At 53.5% G+C, this 18531-nt stretch carries 11 protein-coding genes; 7 read left to right on the plus strand and 4 right to left on the minus strand.

Annotated elements, in window-relative coordinates; all coding sequences use genetic code 11:
• Window positions 1-14: 14 nt before the first annotated feature.
• From FFS57_RS13105 to FFS57_RS13135, 7 genes are all read left to right on the plus strand, one after another.
• On the plus strand, window positions 15-1595 hold the full coding sequence (locus FFS57_RS13105) for a leucyl aminopeptidase (protein ID WP_137938255.1): 1581 nt from the start codon (window positions 15-17) through the stop codon (window positions 1593-1595).
• Window positions 1582-2010: a DNA polymerase III subunit chi gene (locus FFS57_RS13110; protein WP_137938256.1), complete on the plus strand. Its 429-nt coding sequence runs from the start codon at window positions 1582-1584 to the stop codon at window positions 2008-2010. The genes FFS57_RS13105 and FFS57_RS13110 overlap by 14 nt, the downstream gene beginning before the upstream one ends.
• Entirely contained in the window at window positions 2010-3554 is a 1545-nt protein-coding gene (locus FFS57_RS13115) for a hypothetical protein (RefSeq protein ID WP_137938257.1), read from the plus strand. Before FFS57_RS13110 ends, FFS57_RS13115 begins: the two co-directional genes overlap by 1 nt.
• Window positions 3555-3805: 251 nt before the next feature.
• Window positions 3806-5122: an adenylate/guanylate cyclase domain-containing protein gene (locus tag FFS57_RS13120; protein WP_137938258.1), complete on the plus strand. Its 1317-nt coding sequence runs from the start codon at window positions 3806-3808 to the stop codon at window positions 5120-5122.
• A gap of 643 nt (window positions 5123-5765) precedes the next feature.
• Window positions 5766-7898: a type I secretion system permease/ATPase gene (locus FFS57_RS13125; protein ID WP_502705917.1), complete on the plus strand. Its 2133-nt coding sequence runs from the start codon at window positions 5766-5768 to the stop codon at window positions 7896-7898.
• Window positions 7899-7915: 17 nt separating this feature from the next.
• A complete protein-coding gene (locus FFS57_RS13130) occupies window positions 7916-9334 on the plus strand; it encodes an HlyD family type I secretion periplasmic adaptor subunit (RefSeq protein WP_137938259.1) in 1419 nt (472 codons plus the stop codon).
• A gap of 193 nt (window positions 9335-9527) precedes the next feature.
• Window positions 9528-13235, plus strand: a complete 3708-nt coding sequence (locus tag FFS57_RS13135; RefSeq protein WP_137938260.1) for a calcium-binding protein — start codon at window positions 9528-9530, stop codon at window positions 13233-13235.
• A gap of 77 nt (window positions 13236-13312) precedes the next feature.
• Here FFS57_RS13135 and FFS57_RS13140 read toward each other — a convergent pair whose 3' ends face one another.
• The 4 genes from FFS57_RS13140 to FFS57_RS13155 all read right to left on the minus strand — a co-directional run bounded on the left by FFS57_RS13140 (window position 13313) and on the right by FFS57_RS13155 (window position 18473).
• Window positions 13313-14029 carry a hypothetical protein gene (locus FFS57_RS13140; protein WP_137938261.1) on the minus strand — a complete coding sequence of 239 codons (717 nt, stop codon included), beginning with the start codon at window positions 14027-14029 and terminating at the stop codon, window positions 13313-13315.
• A 703-nt stretch (window positions 14030-14732) separates the two neighbouring features.
• Window positions 14733-15605, minus strand: a complete 873-nt coding sequence (locus FFS57_RS13145; protein WP_137938262.1) for a GntR family transcriptional regulator — start codon at window positions 15603-15605, stop codon at window positions 14733-14735.
• Window positions 15606-15833: 228 nt separating this feature from the next.
• Window positions 15834-16598: a triose-phosphate isomerase gene (gene tpiA, locus FFS57_RS13150; RefSeq protein ID WP_137938263.1), complete on the minus strand. Its 765-nt coding sequence runs from the start codon at window positions 16596-16598 to the stop codon at window positions 15834-15836.
• Window positions 16599-16979: 381 nt separating this feature from the next.
• The gene (locus FFS57_RS13155; protein WP_137938264.1) at window positions 16980-18473 is read right to left on the minus strand and encodes a CoA-acylating methylmalonate-semialdehyde dehydrogenase; all 1494 of its coding nucleotides are present in this window, start codon (window positions 18471-18473) and stop codon (window positions 16980-16982) included.
• Window positions 18474-18531 lie beyond the last annotated feature (58 nt).

An 18531-nucleotide genomic window follows, 5' to 3' on the forward strand; every position in this document is an offset into this window, starting at 1 on the left:
TCAAGGAGCAGACAGTGGAATTTAGCATAAAAAGCGGCAGCCCGGAGAAGCAGCGTTCTGCTTGTGTTGTGGTTGGGGTTTTTGATTCGCGTAAACTGACGCTGGCTGCAGACTTGCTGGACCGCATCTCGGACGGGTACATCAGCGATATTCTGCGTCGTGGCGATCTGGATGGCAAACTCGGTGCAACCCTTTTGCTTCACAACGTTCCTCATACACTCTGCGACCGTGTGTTATTGGTCGGTCTGGGCAAGGAACGTGAATTCCGTGATAACGAATATCATGTTGCCGTACGTTCGGCGCTCAAAACACTGATTGAAACAGGTTCTCCTGAGGCCGTACTGTATTTGACTGAAGTACCAGTACGCAAACGTGAGATCGCTTGGCGCATCGAACACGCGGTACAGGTGGTATACGAAGCGTTGTACCGTTTCGACCGCATGAAGAGCAAGCAGGAAGAGCCACGTCGCCTACGTAAATTGACGTTATCCGTTTCTCGTCGCAGCGAATTGTCTTTGGGCGAAGAGGCCCTGCACAAAGGTCAGTCGATTGCCGAAGGGATGAATCTGGCCAAAGACCTGGGCAACCTGCCAGGCAATGTTTGTACGCCAACTTATCTGGCCGACACAGCCAAAGAAATGGCCGAAAAGTTTGGTTTGCAATGCAAGATCATGGAACGGGCCGATATGGAAAAGCTCGGCATGGGTTCATTCCTGTCAGTTGGCAAGGCCAGTACCGAGCCACCGAAACTGATTGAGTTGCAATATCACGGTGCCAAAAAAGATGTGAAACCGATCGTACTGGTCGGCAAAGGCATCACCTTTGACTCAGGTGGTATTTCATTGAAGCCAGGTGAAGGCATGGATGAAATGAAGTACGACATGTGTGGCGCTGCTACTGTGCTGGGTACAATCCAGGCCGCAGCACAAATGAAATTGCCGTTGAATATCTTCGCACTGATCCCGACCTGCGAAAACATGCCGGCAGGCAATGCCAGCAAGCCAGGTGACGTAGTGACTTCCATGTCCGGGCAAACTATCGAAATTCTCAATACCGACGCCGAAGGCCGCCTGATCCTGTGTGATGCCTTGACCTACGCCGAGCGCTTTGAGCCAGATACCGTAGTTGACGTGGCAACCTTGACTGGTGCATGTGTGATCGCATTAGGCCATGTTGCAACAGGCCTGTATGCCAATCAGGACAGTTTGGCGCGTGAATTGGCTGCTGCAGGAGAAGACGCAGCAGACCGCGCTTGGCATATGCCGCTGTGGGACGAATACCAAGACCAGTTGAAGAGCAATTTCGCCGATATGGCCAATATCGGTGGCCGCCCTGGCGGCTCTATCACGGCTGCGTGCTTCCTGTCACGCTTCACCAAGAACTACGACTGGGCACATCTGGATATCGCAGGTACCGCTTGGAAATCAGGCAAGGATAAAGGCGCAACGGGCCGTCCGGTGCCCATGCTGAGCCGCTTCCTGATCGGCCGTGCCGATCAGCTGGAAGGCCGTGTACCAATGCGCGGTCGTCCAAAGCGTGTTCATGAGATCGAGATGGATGAGGGCGAGAGTGACGCCCACCATGACGAGAATTGATTTTTATACCCATGTGGAGGACCGGGCTGGTGTAGTCTGCCAGCTCGCCGCCAAAGCGGTTTCGCAGGGCAAGCGAGTCATGATTTTTACCGCAGGCCCTGCGGAAACCGATCTGATTGATCAGCGGCTGTGGACATTCAACCAGCTGAGCTTTATCCCGCATTGTCGTGCCAACCACGAACTAGCCGCAGAGACGCCCGTCATTGTCGATCATGTGGCAGAAACACTACCACATCATGAGATCCTGATTAATCTCCATCCGGATTGGCCCCGCTTTTTCAGCCGCTTTGAACGACTGATCGAAATAGTCAGCCAGCAACCCGATATTACCGATGCCGCACGACAACGATTTCGCTATTATCGTGACTGCGGTTACGATATTCAGTCACACAACTTGAGCCATCTCGGAAGTTAATGAGCGAACAATCACCCAAGCCCGCATCGCCGAACGTTCTTGATCGCATGGATGCATTGCTGAATAAACACTTAAGCCATCCCAATGCAACGGATGCTTCCGCTGACATTCCCATGTTGACCGAAGTTGTACCGGAACTGGAGCATCTGGACGACATTCCCGTGCTGGAAGAGCTGGCCGTGGATGTCACGCCCCCGGTTCTGACCGTTGAAGAACTCCATCTGGATATTCCGGTGCTGGAAGAAGCCCTTCCCGACTCGCTGGCGGATGTGACTGCGTTTGGGTCGCCAATACGCCGGCAATCGGTACCAGAGATTCGAATTGATGTGCCACCCACGCCGATGCGCGAGCCAGAGGTCATACTGGCTGCCCCTGTCAAAGATGAAATCGAAATCATCGTTGACGAGCCGCCTTCCGACATCCCATTGTTGACGGAGGCTGAGCCGCTGGAATTCGAGTTGGCCTTGCCCGTGTTGAATGAGGCAATAGAAGTCGAGACCGTACCGATCGAGGACTGGCATTTGTTGTCGTCGCTGCTGACAGAGCCCGTCGCCGAACCGGTTATCGTGCCACCTGCACCTGCACCTGCACCTGCACCTGCACCTGCACCTGCACCTGCACCTGCACCTGCACCTGCACCTGCACCTGCACCTGCACCTGCACCTGCACCTGCACCTGCACCTGAGATTGTACCTCCAGTCACCTTCGTAGCTGCAACCCCTGCGGTGCCTGATGTAGCGGCAGCCAGCATCAGCGAAACACCGCTGCCCGAACCTGTTTTGGAAGACAAAGCAGTACCTACTCCTACGCTGACTTTCCGTAGCAGCGAATGGGAGGCAGTCGATTCATTGGTAGCCATGCCAGTTTTGGATGCCACCATGCCACCGATCGAATTCGATCTCCCTGCCCCAACCATTGTTGAGGCAAAGATCGAATCGGTAGAAGCATTACCCGTTATAGAAGACGAGGTTGCCTCAGTATCAGCCGAAGCCATTCCGGAATTGATGGAAATTGCTGAAGTGGCCGAACTCAACCCGATAGGGCCAAGTGTCGAGCCTTCCTCACCGGAAACTACCCTACAGCTGGATACACTACCCGTCATTGAAGAATATGTCGTTGCTGAGCCTGTTATTGCAGAACCCGTCGTTGCCATACCTGCCGAAGTCGTAGCACATGTACAGGAAACGATTGAGCTCGAACCGCCGTTATCGATACCGGAGCGAGTTCCCGAATCAACACCAACAACCGCAGCTCCTTCTCCGTCGGTGTTGCCAGTTCAGGGTGAATTATCGGTAGCTGTGTCACCTGCAATTCACGACAGCTTCGCCGAAGACCTGACGGCAGATATCTTCCAAAATGTGTCGACCCAACTGGAAGACCAGATAGAAGCACTGGTTCGTCGGCAATTTGCACTCAAATTGGCGGCACTTTATCGTGACGGGTTGAATGAAGCATTACAGGCTGTGATGATAGAAATCCGGCAAGACTTGAAAGAAAGCATTACCAGAATTGTGCGTGAGGAATTACGCAAACGCGACCTGTAATCCCATCAAGTTGTCATGAAACGGGGGTATATACCCCCGTTTGCTCTTCTGCATCCATCAAACGCACCTGATTGCATATACTACTTTCATCACCCTCTTTTTATTTTGGGGTTGCTGACTGCCTGATCCCAGCTTCAAACCGGAAACAACACGTTACCCTGAGGGCAATCCAGACATTTGCCCAACCATGTGCTTGTTTCCCGTTTTGTTTTTGACAAAAGCTGGACCGACTGCCATAAGGAAGCCGCGCCATGGATATCCGCACGGAAAACCTGACCATTCTGTTCGTTGACATTGCGGACTTCACCACCACCACCAGCCGCCAGTCGCGAGAACAGAACGCGCTGTTGCTACAAACCTTCGGCAGCACGTTGTATCCGTTGATCAAGCGTTTCCAGGGTAAGGTCATCAAAAGCATTGGGGATGCGCTGCTCATCACTTTTCGTTCACCAACAGATGCCATGTTGTGTTCCATGGCCTTGCAAGATGCAATGCACGAACACAACCTCGGGGCCACCGAAGCCGAACGAATTCGCATTCGAGTTGCAGCCAATCTGGGGGAGGTAAGGGTGACCCGAAATGATATTTTCGGTGAGCCTGTAAATGTAGCTTCTCGTGTCGAGAGCATCACGCCCGCGAATGAAATCTACCTTAGCGAGGCGGTTTACATGGCCATGAACAAGGCCGAAGTACCTGCAGAAGAAGTCGGTTTCAAAACCTTGTCTGGCGTACAGCAACCGGTTCGAGTCTATTGCATCCCCCGCTTTTCAACCCCCCGGCTGGTACCTGAAAACACGCAACCCAGCGAAAAAGGCAATGAACTGTTCTTCCCATATGGGGGTATGCATCAATGGCTTCCACCCTCTCACTCTGGCTTTCGCTGGCTGGGGGATGGGCAATCCCGAGTACCGGGCATGCGAGCCACGATAATGGGGTTGGCATTGGTTGGTGCCGGTGGTATGGCCAGCTATCTATTTTTCTCCAGACCAGCCCCCACGCCGCCCGTCGTGACTATTGCTCCGTCACCCGCCATCCCTCCACCCAAACTGGCCCAGATAACACCCGCGATTGCACCGACACCGACACCGACACCGACACCGACACCGACACCGACACCGACACCGACCATTGTGCCAGTACCGCTATTACCCCCGGCACCTATTCCAATCGAGGCCCAACAAACCAAACCGATGATGGCGCCCACTCCATCGCCTGTACCAGCCCCGACGCCAACCAAGACAATACGAAAACAGAACAAACCACTCAGCACCCAGCCGAGGCCTGCCCCTCCCAAAGAAGTTCATGATGTCGACCCAGCAGATGAGCCCATTGTTGCGAGCGTTCCCCGCCAGAGCAATCCCACCATCCACAACCTCACCGCTGCAAAGGCAGCCTATCGAGCTGGCCAAATCAGCAAACCACAGTACAAACAGATCGTACAGCGATTAGAAGACAACTATGAACAAAAAATACGCGATCTGAAGCTAGCTTACCGTGCCGGCAAGATCGATCGTGATACTTATGAGAACCGAGTCAGATCGGCCAAGCTGGCTTACAAAGGCAACTAGCCGCCATTCGATATCCTGCAACCGACTATGACAAATAACATCATTGACGATCTGAGTGCTTCCTGATGGCCCGGTCCATATCCGTAAAGTCATTAAATCACTCAAGATAATCTTTTCATAAAAATGCAAATTCAATATTAATGACCAATATTCAATTAAATTAATTTAATAACTCATTAATTTTCTTAATCAGGATCATCAATTTTGAAATCGACTGTCAAAACTTGACATAATCTTCTCACGATAAATTACATTCCACTCCCGGCAAAAAAGAAATCGTTTACATCCACACTGAAATTGACTGGCGTTCATTAATTAGCTGACTAGAACCATCGACTAAATTTACTGACATCAAAAAATAACAACGTTTTATTCATTGCCCCTCCTCTTCATTACACATCAATCCAGTTTTTTTCACCGCTTACATAGTAGCCTGAAAAACTCAAATATATCGATTTCAAATTTTGGCAACAGACTTCAAATCAAGCCTGGCAGCCATTCCAGATGACATGGAATTTTAATCAAGCTTACTTATGTCATTTCAAATTCATACAACCCATATAGCGGCATGACGGTTTTCCCTAATATTCATACAAATTTAATTTACATTAGTTTGGGAAAAAACAAATAAGTGGGAGACATCATGCAAATGGGAGATTTAGCGTCCGCACAGCCAGACGATGCCGGATTGGTCTGTCTGGTATTACTGGCCCAGTTTCACGCCATACCAGCCGATCCAGCTCAATTGCGGCACCAATTCGGGGAAAATGGCCTGTCTTTTGATGAAACCCGACTACTGCTTGCCGCCAAATCAATGGGGCTAAAGGCACGGGCCATTCATACCCGCGCAGATCGGCTCGCTACGACACCACTTCCAGCACTTGCCATTGCACCAGATGGTCGTCACTTTGTGATTGCACGAGTCGATCAGGACAAGGTGCTGGTACAAGATCCTGCCCAGGGTAGACCCGAAGTCTGGACTCAGGAGCAATTGCAGCACCGTTGGGATGGCAGGCTGCTGTTACTGGCTTCGCGCGCCTCACTGGCCGGCGACTTTGCCCGCTTTGATTTCTCCTGGTTCATCCCTGCTGTTGTCAAATATCGCAAGTTGCTGCTGGAAGTCCTGGGTGTGTCGCTTGCCCTACAATTGTTTGCTCTGGTTACTCCTATGTTTTTCCAGGTGGTAATGGACAAAGTCCTAGTACATCAAGGCTATTCAACATTGGCTGTAATCACCGTTGCATTGGTTGTGATTGCGGTGTTCGATGTCGTTCTGGGTGGGCTACGTAACTATGTATTTTCCCATACCACCAATCGCATCGATGTCGAGCTAGGAGCCAAGTTGTTTCGGCATCTACTGGCCCTACCATTGAGTTATTTCACCAGCCGCCGTGTCGGGGATTCCGTCGCCCGGGTAAGAGAGCTGGAGAACATCCGTAACTTCCTGACCGGGCAAGCGATGACATCGGTACTGGATTTGGCGTTCATTGTTGTCTTCCTGGCCGTCATGTGTGTCTACAGTGGCTGGCTGACTCTGGTCGTGGTGGCCTCACTCCCTTGCTATATGTTGATTTCGGCTGCGATCACCCCCAGCCTGCGCGCTAGGCTGGACGAGAAATTCGCCCGTGGAGCGGACAGTCAGGCATTTCTGGTGGAGTCGATGTCCGGTATCGAGACAGTGAAAGCCATGGCAGTTGAGCCACAGTTCACTCAGCGCTGGGACAAGCAGCTGGCGGCTTACGTGGCAGCCAGTTTCAGGGTGGTGACACTGGCCACATTCGGCCAGCAGGGTGTGCAATTGATCAGCAAGCTGGTGACGGTCGCCATCATGTGGTTTGGCGCCAAAATGGTGATTGAAGGCTCCCTGACCGTTGGACAATTGGTCGCCTTCAATATGCTGGCAGGCCACGTGGCCGCACCGATCATCAGGTTGGCCCAACTGTGGCAGGAATTCCAGCAAGTCGGTATTTCCATGCAACGGTTGGGTGACATCCTCAATACACGTAGCGAGCTGCCACAAAGCAGGCAGGCATTGGCCACCATCGATGGTCGGATTGGTTTCGAATCGGTTGGCTTTCGCTACAAACCGGATGCGCCAGAGGTCATTCGCAATTTAGATCTGGACATTGCGCCAGGTGAAATCATTGGTATCGTCGGTCGCTCCGGTTCCGGTAAATCGACACTGACCAAGCTGTTGCAGCGGCTCTATATCCCCGAACGCGGACAAGTGCGCATTGATGGTATCGATTTAGCGCTGGCCGACCCGGCTTGGCTACGCCGTCAGGTAGGCGTGGTACTACAGGAAAACCTGCTGTTCAACCGGTCGATTCGCGACAACATTGCCCTCACCAACCCGGGACTAGCGCTGGACGCAGTAATCAATGCCGCCAAGCTAGCAGGTGCACACGATTTCATCTGTGCGTTGCCAGAAGGCTACGACACGATTGTCGGTGAACATGGAACCGGCTTATCTGGTGGGCAACGACAACGCATTGCTATCGCCCGTGCCCTGGTGATGAACCCCCGCATCCTGATCTTCGACGAAGCCACCTCAGCGCTTGATTACGAATCGGAACGCATCATTCAAGACAATATGCAGGCCATCTGTCAGGGCCGCACCGTCTTGATCATTGCCCACCGGCTGTCTGCGGTACGCATCGCCGATCGGATTATCGCAATGGACCGAGGCCAGATTGTCGAGATTGGCAGCCACCGCGAACTATCCAATAAACCCGGTGGCTATTACGCCAACTTGTTGGCCCTGCAAAACGGCTAAGGAAAGGAATCGTCATCATGCAATTGGCTTGGTCTGCCGTTCACGATCTGTTTCGCCGTTATGCCCTGGTGTGGCAAGCTGCCTGGCGCCAGCGCCACGAGATGGTTCCACCTGAACGGACAACACATGAACTAGCCTTTCTGCCTGCCCATCTGGAGTTGCAGGAAACCCCGGTTCACCCCGCACCACGCTGGGTGATGCGACTAATCGTACTGTTGCTGGTGATCAGCCTGCTGTGGGCCATACTGGGCCAGCTCGACATCGTGGCCGTAGCACCAGGTAAGGTGGTGCCGAATGATCGGGTCAAAGTGGTCCAACCACTGGAGACAGGTGTCATCCGCGCCATTCATGTTCGTGACGGACAGGCTGTCCGGGCCGGACAAACGTTGATTGAGCTAGATGCCACCGCTACGGATGCCGACCTGATCAAGACTGACGAAGCCCGACAGAATGCCGTACTGGCCATGGCCCGTGCCAATGCACTATTGCAAGCACTGGACCAGGGGGGTGAAGCAAGATTGGCGATCCCGAATGAAATCAAACCAACGCGCATGCAGGCCGAAACCCAATTGGCTCGTGCGCAGCTGGCAGAGCACCGCAGCAAGCAAGCCACGCTGATGGCAGAACTGCAAAAGCGGCGGGCGGAACTGCTGACCACGCGTGAACTAGTCGGCAAGCTGGAACAGACCTTACCCATTACCAATGAACGCGCTGCTGATTACAAGCGCTTGCTGGACCAGAACTATGTTTCCCGCCATGGCTATCTGGATCAGGAAAAAGAGCGGATTGGCATGGAGAAGGATCTATCCGCTCAACGCAGCCGGATCCACGAGTTGACAGCGTCCATTCATGCGCAGGAAACCCAGCTACAAAGCCTGACAGCCGAGTTTCGCCGGCAATTGTTGGATGCGCAGAATCAGGCACAACAGCAGCTCACCCAATTTGATGAGGACCGTGCCAAGGCATTGCAACGCCAACAACTGACCCGATTGACTGCACCGGTCAGCGGTACGGTTCAGCAACTGGCTGTGCACACTGTCGGTGGCGTAGTGACAGCAGCTCAACCACTACTGGTCGTGGTACCGGATGACACCTTGGAAATCGAGGCAATGGTCGAGAACAAGGATATTGGCTTCGTCAACCCGGGCCAGGCGGCCACCGTCAAGGTCGAGACTTTTCCCTACACGCGCTATGGCTATCTGCATGGCCAGGTCATCAGTGTTTCCGGTGATGCAGTCAGTGATGAAAAACGTGGCTTGGTTTACCACGCCCGCGTCAAGCTGGACACCGATCAGCTCCGAATCGACAACAAATGGATACGATTGTCGCCCGGCATGGCAGTCACTGCTGAAGTGAAAACCGGCCGACGACGAGCCATTGATTACTTCCTCAGCCCCTTGACCGAATATGTCGGTGAAGGCTTCCGAGAACGGTAGCGCCGCTCCCCGCGTCTGAACAGGCGCTCCTCCACCCATTTGAATTGTGCTGATCCCATGCTGGCGCGCGGTATGGGGCCGGCACAGGATTACCCACATGGTGTGCCTCATCTGCACGGCCAGGTGGGGGTATACGGCGGCATCCATTTACAGCATGCCCCGAAGTGAGTCTCGTCAATTGAAAGGAATCATCATGGCATTGGAAGATTTACAGCGTAAGCTTGAATTCGCTGCCGATTCGTTCGCATTCTTGCTGGAGAAACTCAAGTACATCAAAACCCAGGCAGCCGGCAACAGTGGCAAGGCAGTCACATTGTCAGACTATCTGGACAAGGACGACACCACCTTTCTAGCTGCTGCCAAAGCGGTCGGCTTGGCACAGTCAGATGCTGATACCCAGGCATCGCAACTGCTGGGCAAGCCAGTACTGACCAAAGATACCCTGGACAGCTGGACCAATCAGATCGAATACAGCAAAAGCTCGCTGACCCTATTGAAAAACCTGATCAAGGACGCGACACCCGCGCAGCAGGCCGCAGTCAAGACCGAGCTGGATAGCCTGGTATTGAGCACGAACGACCTGAATCCTCAGTCAGGTCAGGCACGCACTTATCAGACCATCACATCGCTGGCCCGGGTCTACACCAACCTGGCCAAAATTCAATATGAACGGTCATATGACAAGTTGACCTCCGGACTGGGTAATATCATCTCCAATAACAGCACGGTGGTAGAAGCTTGGCGTACTCAAGGCATCAATATCGACCCGCTACGGCGTATCGATTTTCTTCAGACCAAGCTATCCGAGCTATTGGGCGGTATCAATCTCAACAAAGGGGACTCGGTCTTTGCCAAGAACTGGCAGATCTGGAAAGAAAAAGCACTGAGCAGCATTACGCCAGAAGCAATCAACAAGTCAGCGCAGGAAATCTACACCACGCTGAAAAAAGTTGACCCTACTGTCACGTTGGAACAGGCACGTACTGCGGCAGTTGAGATGGCCAATTACCGGATCGAGGCCGACGAAATCCCCAAACTGAAAGGTTCGCTGCTCAACAACTCGCAATACCAGCGGCTGGCCAACCGCTATAGTGCACGCAGCAATGCTCAACAGTTCGGGCGGTTCCTCGGTTCCGGCGGTTCGTTGCTGTTCTCGGTCCCGGGGGAGGTGTTTGCCGCAGTCAATACCGACGACACAGCCAAGCATTCGATCAAGGCTGCACTGTTCGCAGCCAGCGCGTTGCAGGTGCCATATGCCATTGCCTTCACCATGATCGAGGCACGGATCAAAAAACAAAGTCCGACCAAAGTCTTCAACGACCTGCTGGTATCGTTCCAGAAAAATGCCGAGAAGGTCACCATCACCCTGCCAGAGAAAGTGAACCAGGTATTTGGCAAAGCCGAATCGGTGAAACTGGAAACGCTGGATGTGATCGACGAGAAAAAACTCAAACTGATCAAATCCGCTGGTGATGAAGCTAAATTTACGTTCAATCGCGGTAAAGAGCTGGGCAAGCAGTTGGGCAAGTCGATTGCTTTTTTTGCCGCGGACCTGCTGTCATTCGCCAACGATATCTATACCGCGGCCAGCACACCACCGACAACCGATTTGGGGAAGGCACAACTATCACTCAGCTTGCTGACGGATACCGCATTCTTTGGTGCAGATCTGCTATCTGCCATTGCCTCAGGTACCAAGGCGTTACGGGCTGCCCAGGGCCTTGCCGTGGTGGGTGCTGCCCTCTCGTCGGTCAATTCCATTCTCAACATTGTGGATGTGGCACAACGCTACCAGGGCAACTTCAGCTCAGAACAGTCAAAGTGGGATCTGTCCAACGCAGTCATTGGCGCTGCCGCCAGCATTGCCGGTATCGGTGTCTCGATCGTATGCCCGCCAGCTGCGTTGCTGTTCATGCTGATTCCCAATTTCTCAGCTATTGGCCAGGCAGTCGAGCTGCAGAAAACCTATTCCGACTTTACCAGTAAAGGTCTCAATCACGAGGCACAAGTGGTCGATACGCTACACAAGATTGCCGCGCTGGATGCCACCCCAATCGTCAACTGGTTCTCGGGCATCTACACCCCAGATTTGAAGAACAAGATGCTGCGAGCGATGAATTCGGAATGGTATCAAGCCGCCTTCGAAGACCGCATGAACTTCATTGGCCGTGAGAGCGCCACCAATCTGGCCAGCTTTGCCGTCAAGGCCGGCACCCAAAGTTATCACCTCATCACTTCATCCAAACAGGATTTCAATTATCTGGGACGAGAAAAGAGTGTGTCTGACTGGGTGGATATTGCCGTGCGGGTTGGTGGGCAGACCAGCATTCGAACCAGCCAGAAGACCAACGGCAATCTGGCTTCCACTGGCTTGCTACAGCTGGACGGCATTCTGAATGAGCAAGCCGGCACCACTGGCTTTGATACGGTCTATCAGATTGATCAGGGAGATGGAAAAAATGTCCCGAATCTGACGCTGGATAACCGCCGTTCGACACTGAATGCGCTGTATATCAACAGCAATGCCCCCAATGCCCATATCAAAGCTGGCTCAGGTAATGACATGTTTGTATTGAGCGAAATGCTGGCTGAACTGGATGGGGGCTTGGGCAATAATAATGTCAGTTTCCAGCTGGCCACCAAAGGGGTGGCAATCGACATGGCACGCGGTAACAACATCGCAGCATGGAAAGGTTCAAGCTTTGCTGATACGGTACGTGGCACTGCAGGCAATGACATGTATGCGGCCAATGGTGGGGCGGACAATATTCAGTTGCAGGATGGTGATGATTTTGCCGCCGTCAACGCAGGGGTCACAGTGGACATGGGCAATGGCGACGATGTCACCTTCATCGACGAGCTACCCACCATGGCCAATGGTGGTGCCGGCAATGATGTGGCTGTGTTCCAGAACCTGAAAACCGGCCTTAACTATGCCACTACGGGTATCGCCGAGGGTGCCCTCGGCGTCATCGGCAGCCAGCCCACGGCAAACAGCGGACACACACTCAAGCTGTACGAATCCTTGATCGGCAGCCAGCATGCCGACAATCTGGTGTTACTGAATGGCGACGCCATGCGTTCGTTCAGTCTGGGTGCCGGCAACGACCAATTTACCTTAGGTTCGGTATCGGATGTTTCATTGTTCATGGGGGATGGCAATGACACATTATGGAGCGATGCCGAAGCCTACAAAACCACTTGGGACAACGGCGTATTCTTTGGTGGCAAGGGGAATGACTCGTTCAATCTGATCATGAACAACAGCAATGTGTTGGTGAATGGTGGCGAAGACAACGACCAGATCATGGTATACGGCCACAGTGGTAGCAACAAAGCTGAGATCATCGGTGGCGAGGGTGATGACGAGATCAACCTGCGAGGCGATGTGGAAGCCATGATCCGATTTGGCACACAGGAAGGTACAGACAACATCTACGACGATGCACGCCGAACCAAAGGCATGGTTTTGGTGGTGGATGGGGCAAGCCAGTCCGACCTACAAGTCAGCTACCGACCCTACACCGGTACACGACGACCACCATTGGCCAGTTCTGATTCGGATGCCTATGCCTGGACTGTGGAAATCAAAGTAGGTAAAACCACAGCCCTCGTCCACACCCTGGCGGCCATTCCGGCGGACATCACGGTGGTGACACCCAAGGACAAAGGTGCGCGTATGCTGGATCTACTCTCGGCAGAAGCATTGGCGTCACTCACGGCAAGTGATGCTGGTGCTCCGTCTTCCACCAGCCCCCAGCCCCAGTCTTCGATCAGTCAACTGACTAACATGTTGGTGCATAGCATGGCGAGTTTTGGCGCTGAAAAGAGTGCAATATCGTCAATATCTACACGCCCCCAACACTTGTCTCCACTGATCATGGCTGTGGCGCCTATTTAAGCCTGAAGCGTAGGTAAGCTGGCCACTGGCAGCAGATCCACCAGGTTCAAAGGTGGATCTGCTTTAGTTACTTGAGATCAGAAACCGTAATCAAACACAGAATAGGTAATGTTGTTTCCACTTTGCGGTGTTCTGCCTATCGTGCCCTTCAAGTTCTCAGAATAAGGCAGGAATGTACTTGGCATGAAGCCAATCGCCCCTTCCTGATGCAGCACAATCCCAGTGGGAGTTTCCTCCAACAGGGATGCCCTGAGCACCGCAAATTGTGAATTACTCGGATCACTCGTCACAGCAATCCTCACCCAATACGCCGTTCCCTTCTTGAGTGAGAATTTAACAGGGCTGGTAATATAGCTGGCTGACTGGGTGGAAGAGCTGGCCAAGCAGGCATTGGGATTGGGGGTACGGATACCAACGCCGCACCGTTGATCTTTACTCCACACGTGCGCTTTGCCGGCATCGAACCACAGCTCAAGGTGCAAACCATTTGGATGGACAAAGGCACCCACGCCATGGGTGAAGAGATTTTGCCGAACAGGCTGGCTAGGCGAATTACGGAAAGCCGCGTTTTGCCCTTGCGTGAAAGCGACAATGGCGTGCCCGTCCCCGGTCAATACTTCATTGTTACTGCCATCCCAAACAAAACGAGCTTGCAGCTTGACCTCCCCCCCATACTGGATTTGCCATTTGGATTTTTCAAACACGCTGGGGGAATAGAAATCGAAACCTGCGTCACCATCCGTGAACAATGTACCGTTCATCGAGCCGGCAATCCCTATTGTTGGCAGTGCCATGAAACACACCATTGATACCACACGCTTCCACATCATCTGCTCCCGTTAAGTACTGGTAAAAGTCGTATGTTGACCAGTCAATGCACACCTTGTCAGATATTGGCAATTTTGGCTGTGACGACACTGCAGTCGAGCACGGTCTTATGTATGCCCAATCCGCCACATATTGAATGAGTTCATTGTGTCGCGCATGGGCCGGTAGACCCAATTGGCTGGCGCATTCCACGCCCGCCTTGATCAAAAGTGACAGATTGAGCAGTTTTGGGTGCATAGCGCAGACCATTGCCAACGCGCCAAGAGAAGCCATTACCATACCAGCCCCCAGCTAAGCCAGACAGGCCAATCAGAAGCGATGCATCTACCCCAGATGGCATGCTTTGATATCTGCCAGCGGTGACATGCCATTGTGTGTGAATCGATGGCAGGCTTGAATCGCCTTTGCATGATGCCATTGAGGACAAGACGCTCCCCTGCGCAACATGCAAGTTACGCCATAACGCCGTATTGCAGCCAACATTGACGCAAGTTGCTGCCGACACGGATCAGCCAAAAAGAGGCATGTTTCACAAGACCCTCATTGTCGGATTACCTGCACACGTGACCCACGTTGCCAATGTATCAAGCAATGCCTGGCCAAGCTCAACCGTAGGGATACCCAATCAACTCATCATCTTGTCTGCCATATCTCAACATGGTGACAGGTCTAAAGTCGGCTGGCCAAATCCAGATGGCGGTGTAACAAAGCAGCTGCCCATTCATTCTCACCGCGCTCCAATGCATCCAATATGGTCAGATGTTCAGCGCAGGACCCTTTGACGCGCACCATGTCTGCCACGGTGCGATATTCAGACAGCCGGCGTAACCGGTTCTGTTGCTGAATAGCTTGCAGAATGAAACGATTACCTGATGATGCTGCCAGAAACTCATGAAATGCAGCATTCCCCTCAAAAAATGCCAGGGCATCTGGCTTACCCTCCTGTAGGGCTTGCTGATTTTTGCGGCATGCATCCAGCCGTTGCATATCCAGATGAAAAGTTGGCTCCATTAACGCGGCCGGCTCAAGCAACAAACGAAAACGATAGCTTTCCTGCTTGGCCTGCTCATCTGACAAGGTAGGCAGAAATAACCAACCATGACCGGGCTTACGCTGCAATACCCCCTCTTCCGACAAGCGCATCAGCACCCGTAACAGCACACCACGGCTAACACCATAACGACGCAACAGATCTGCCTCGATCAAATCATCATCCAGTTCACCCGCCAAACGATCATCGATCAACCGGGTATAAAGCTGGTCATCGTCACTGGTAGGCAAAGCCGACGATTCCTCCGGCATTGGCACATCAATCACGCAATATCCAAGGGTTTCCCGATTACCGATCAACCCCTGTGCCGCCAGAAACGTCAATGCTCCCCGAACCGGCGAACGCGACACCCCCAGTTGATTAGCCAGACCAACTTCCGTCAGTCGAGTCCCGGGCGGTAGGTTGCGTTCGCGGATATCGTCCAGAATGCGTGCAGCCAGCTTGGTCTGCAGGGCAGTTGGCACAAAAGTTGGAGATTCTTGCTTGGTCATGGGATATCCACACGCATCGCTGATAAACGACATGTTATGCCAATCCAGATTGGCCGTGAAATACAGTACTGCTTGCAGCGTCAGGCGCTATCGACATCACTTCATGCTACCGATGTACCAATAGACATCCATCTATAGTGCACCAGTAGCGAATGACGGGGGGAACTGCATGATGGAAACAGGCTAGGTGACTGCCAAGCGCTGGCAGTCACACCAACCTGATGATGTTCATGCCAGAGAGAAGGTATCCAGTGCTGCCTGATAGATGGCCAGCATATCGTCAGCCACCAGCGAAGCCCCGCCTACCAATGCGCCATCGATGTCTGGCATGGCAAACAGGCTGGCAGCATTATTGGGTTTGACACTGCCACCATACAGAATCGGCAGGCACGCAGCCACATCAGCCCCCGCGGCTGCCAGCAACTGGCGGATATCGGCATGCACAGCCTGCGCCTGCTCTGGCGTTGCAGCCAAACCCGTGCCAATTGCCCACACCGGTTCATAGGCAAACACGCATTTCACCAGTTGATCTACCGGGATGCAATCCAAAATGGCCTTGACCTGCCGGCTGACCACTTCAGCCGTCTTGCCAGCTTCGTATTCCGCCTGGGTCTCGCCAATACAGATGATCGGCACGATACCATTGCGCAGACAGGCTTGAGCCTTTTCTGCCACCATGACATCGCCTTCACCCAAGCCGATACGGCGCTCGGAATGGCCGACAATCGCATGGCTGCAACCCAACTCCAGCAACATTTTTGCCGAGATCTCACCGGTATAGGCCCCTGCATCCTGCCGTGCCGCATCCTGAGCGCCAAAGCGCAATGCACTGCCTTTGGCCAGCTCAGCTGTTTGCGGCAGATAACAAGCGGGTGGACACACCACCAGCGGCAGTTTCGCCTGTGCAGCTGCAGCCAATGGCGGCAACAAATCACGACATTGAGCCAGGCTGCCATTCATCTTCCAGTTTGCAGCGATCAGTTTTCTCGACATAGTTACCTCGTCTTACGGCCACGCTTACTCAACTGTGGGCCGATGGGGATTGGTGATTCCGTAGACAGTGAAACAGCAAGCTGCTGCTTTGCGCCTACCTGAAATATTGATTAACCGTGCATTGTTATGGCTAGTGGAAGGCTTGGCAAGTCTGGCCATGATCATTGAATTGCGTTCTAGCCCATTCATGGATGGTAGACAGTGAATGAGCCTCACCGTAAAAAAACGCGAACGGTTACCCGTTCGCGCCGAGTATGCAGCCACAACACAACGTTGCAGCAGCAGGCAGGGACAAGAGGTCTTCGCGATCGGTAGCATTGAAGTCAGGAAGAGAGAGAACGACAAGGCCACCGGGCGAAGACCGAAACTGCCAGCAATTGCCTACTTCATGGTAGGCATCGCGAATTCAGCACCCGCGCGGATACCCGTTGGCCAGCGGCTGGTGACGGCTTTCAGACGGGTATAGAAGCGCACCCCTTCCGGGCCGTGCATATGGTGGTCGCCAAACAGCGAGGCTTTCCAACCGCCAAAGCTGTGGAATGCCATGGGGACCGGAATCGGTACGTTCACGCCGACCATGCCGACCTGTATCTTGTGGACGAATTCACGGGCGGCATCGCCATCACGGGTAAAGATGGCGGTGCCGTTACCATAGGCATGATTGTTGATCAGCTCGGCCGCTTCCGCGTAGCTGTTGACCCGCACCACGGCCAATACTGGCCCAAAGATCTCTTCACGGTAGATGGTCATGTCCGGGGTGACATGGTCAAACAAGCAGCCCCCCAGGAAGAAGCCGGTTTCACATCCCGACACTTTCAGGCTGCGGCCATCCACCACCAGCGTGGCGCCTTCAGCCACCCCTTTTTCAACATAGCCGGTGACTTTGGCCAGATGCTCGCGGGTGACCAACGGCCCCATTTCAGATGCATCGTCCATGCCATGGCCGACACGGAGCTGTTTGACCCGTTCCGCCAATCTGGCAACCAAGGCATTGGCGATGTTACCCACCGCCACTGCCACCGAAATTGCCATGCAGCGCTCGCCAGCAGAGCCATAACCCGCCCCCATCAACGCATCCACGGTTTGCTCCAGGTCGGCATCGGGCATGACCACCATGTGGTTTTTCGCCCCACCCAATGCCTGCACCCGCTTACCATGGCGGGCACCGGTTTCGTAGATGTACTGGGCAATTGGCGTAGAACCGACAAAGCTGATTGCCTGCACATCAGGATGGGTCAACAGGCCGTCGACAGCCAGCTTGTCCCCCTGTAACACATTGAATACGCCAGCCGGTAAGCCCGCCTGGGTCAGCAAATCGGCAATGAACAGGCTGGCAGAGGGGTCACGTTCAGATGGTTTGAGAATGAAGGTGTTACCGCAAGCAAGGGCTACCGGGAACATCCACATCGGCACCATGGCCGGGAAATTGAATGGCGTGATCCCTACCACCACTCCCAATGGCTGTCGAAGTGAATAGCTATCCACCCCACACCCGACCTGTTCGGTGTATTCGCCTTTCAACAGGTGCGGAATGCCGCAGGCGAATTCGACCACTTCCAGACCCCGGGCAACCTCCCCCATTGCATCGGAATGTACCTTGCCATGCTCACCGGTGATGAGGGCAGCCAGTTCCTGTTGATGTTGCTCCAGCAATTCCTTGAACTTGAACAGCACCCGTGCCCGACGTAACGGCGGCATGTCCGCCCACGCCGGGAATGCAGCTTTGGCAGCCACAACGGCAGCAGCAACGTCGGCCGGTTCAGCCAAGGCCACTTCCGCCACCGGTTCACCCAACGCCGGGTTATAGACTGCTTGTTTACGGGTACTGTGGCCCTGCGTCAACTGGCCATTAAGATAGTGCGCAATCATGTTCATATCGATTCCTGAGGGTGTACCAAGGGCAGGCCCGATGCCGATCGGGCCAACCGGATAA

The organism is Chitinivorax sp. B (assembly GCF_005503445.1).
In the GTDB taxonomy this organism is placed as follows: Bacteria; Pseudomonadota; Gammaproteobacteria; order Burkholderiales; family SCOH01; genus Chitinivorax.

Excerpts from the sequence above, each read along its gene's own strand:
- FFS57_RS13110 (WP_137938256.1), top strand. The coding sequence starts at position 1,582 with ATGACGAGAATTGATTTTTATACCCATGTGGAGGACCGGGCTGGTGTA.
- FFS57_RS13115 (WP_137938257.1), top strand. The coding sequence starts at position 2,010 with ATGAGCGAACAATCACCCAAGCCCGCATCGCCGAACGTTCTTGATCGC.
- FFS57_RS13120 (WP_137938258.1), top strand. The coding sequence starts at position 3,806 with ATGGATATCCGCACGGAAAACCTGACCATTCTGTTCGTTGACATTGCG.
- FFS57_RS13125 (WP_502705917.1), top strand. The coding sequence starts at position 5,766 with ATGCAAATGGGAGATTTAGCGTCCGCACAGCCAGACGATGCCGGATTG.
- FFS57_RS13130 (WP_137938259.1), top strand. The coding sequence starts at position 7,916 with ATGCAATTGGCTTGGTCTGCCGTTCACGATCTGTTTCGCCGTTATGCC.
- FFS57_RS13135 (WP_137938260.1), top strand. The coding sequence starts at position 9,528 with ATGGCATTGGAAGATTTACAGCGTAAGCTTGAATTCGCTGCCGATTCG.
- FFS57_RS13140 (WP_137938261.1), bottom strand. The coding sequence starts at position 14,029 with ATGGCACTGCCAACAATAGGGATTGCCGGCTCGATGAACGGTACATTG.
- FFS57_RS13145 (WP_137938262.1), bottom strand. The coding sequence starts at position 15,605 with ATGACCAAGCAAGAATCTCCAACTTTTGTGCCAACTGCCCTGCAGACC.
- tpiA (WP_137938263.1), bottom strand. The coding sequence starts at position 16,598 with ATGTCGAGAAAACTGATCGCTGCAAACTGGAAGATGAATGGCAGCCTG.
- FFS57_RS13155 (WP_137938264.1), bottom strand. The coding sequence starts at position 18,473 with ATGAACATGATTGCGCACTATCTTAATGGCCAGTTGACGCAGGGCCAC.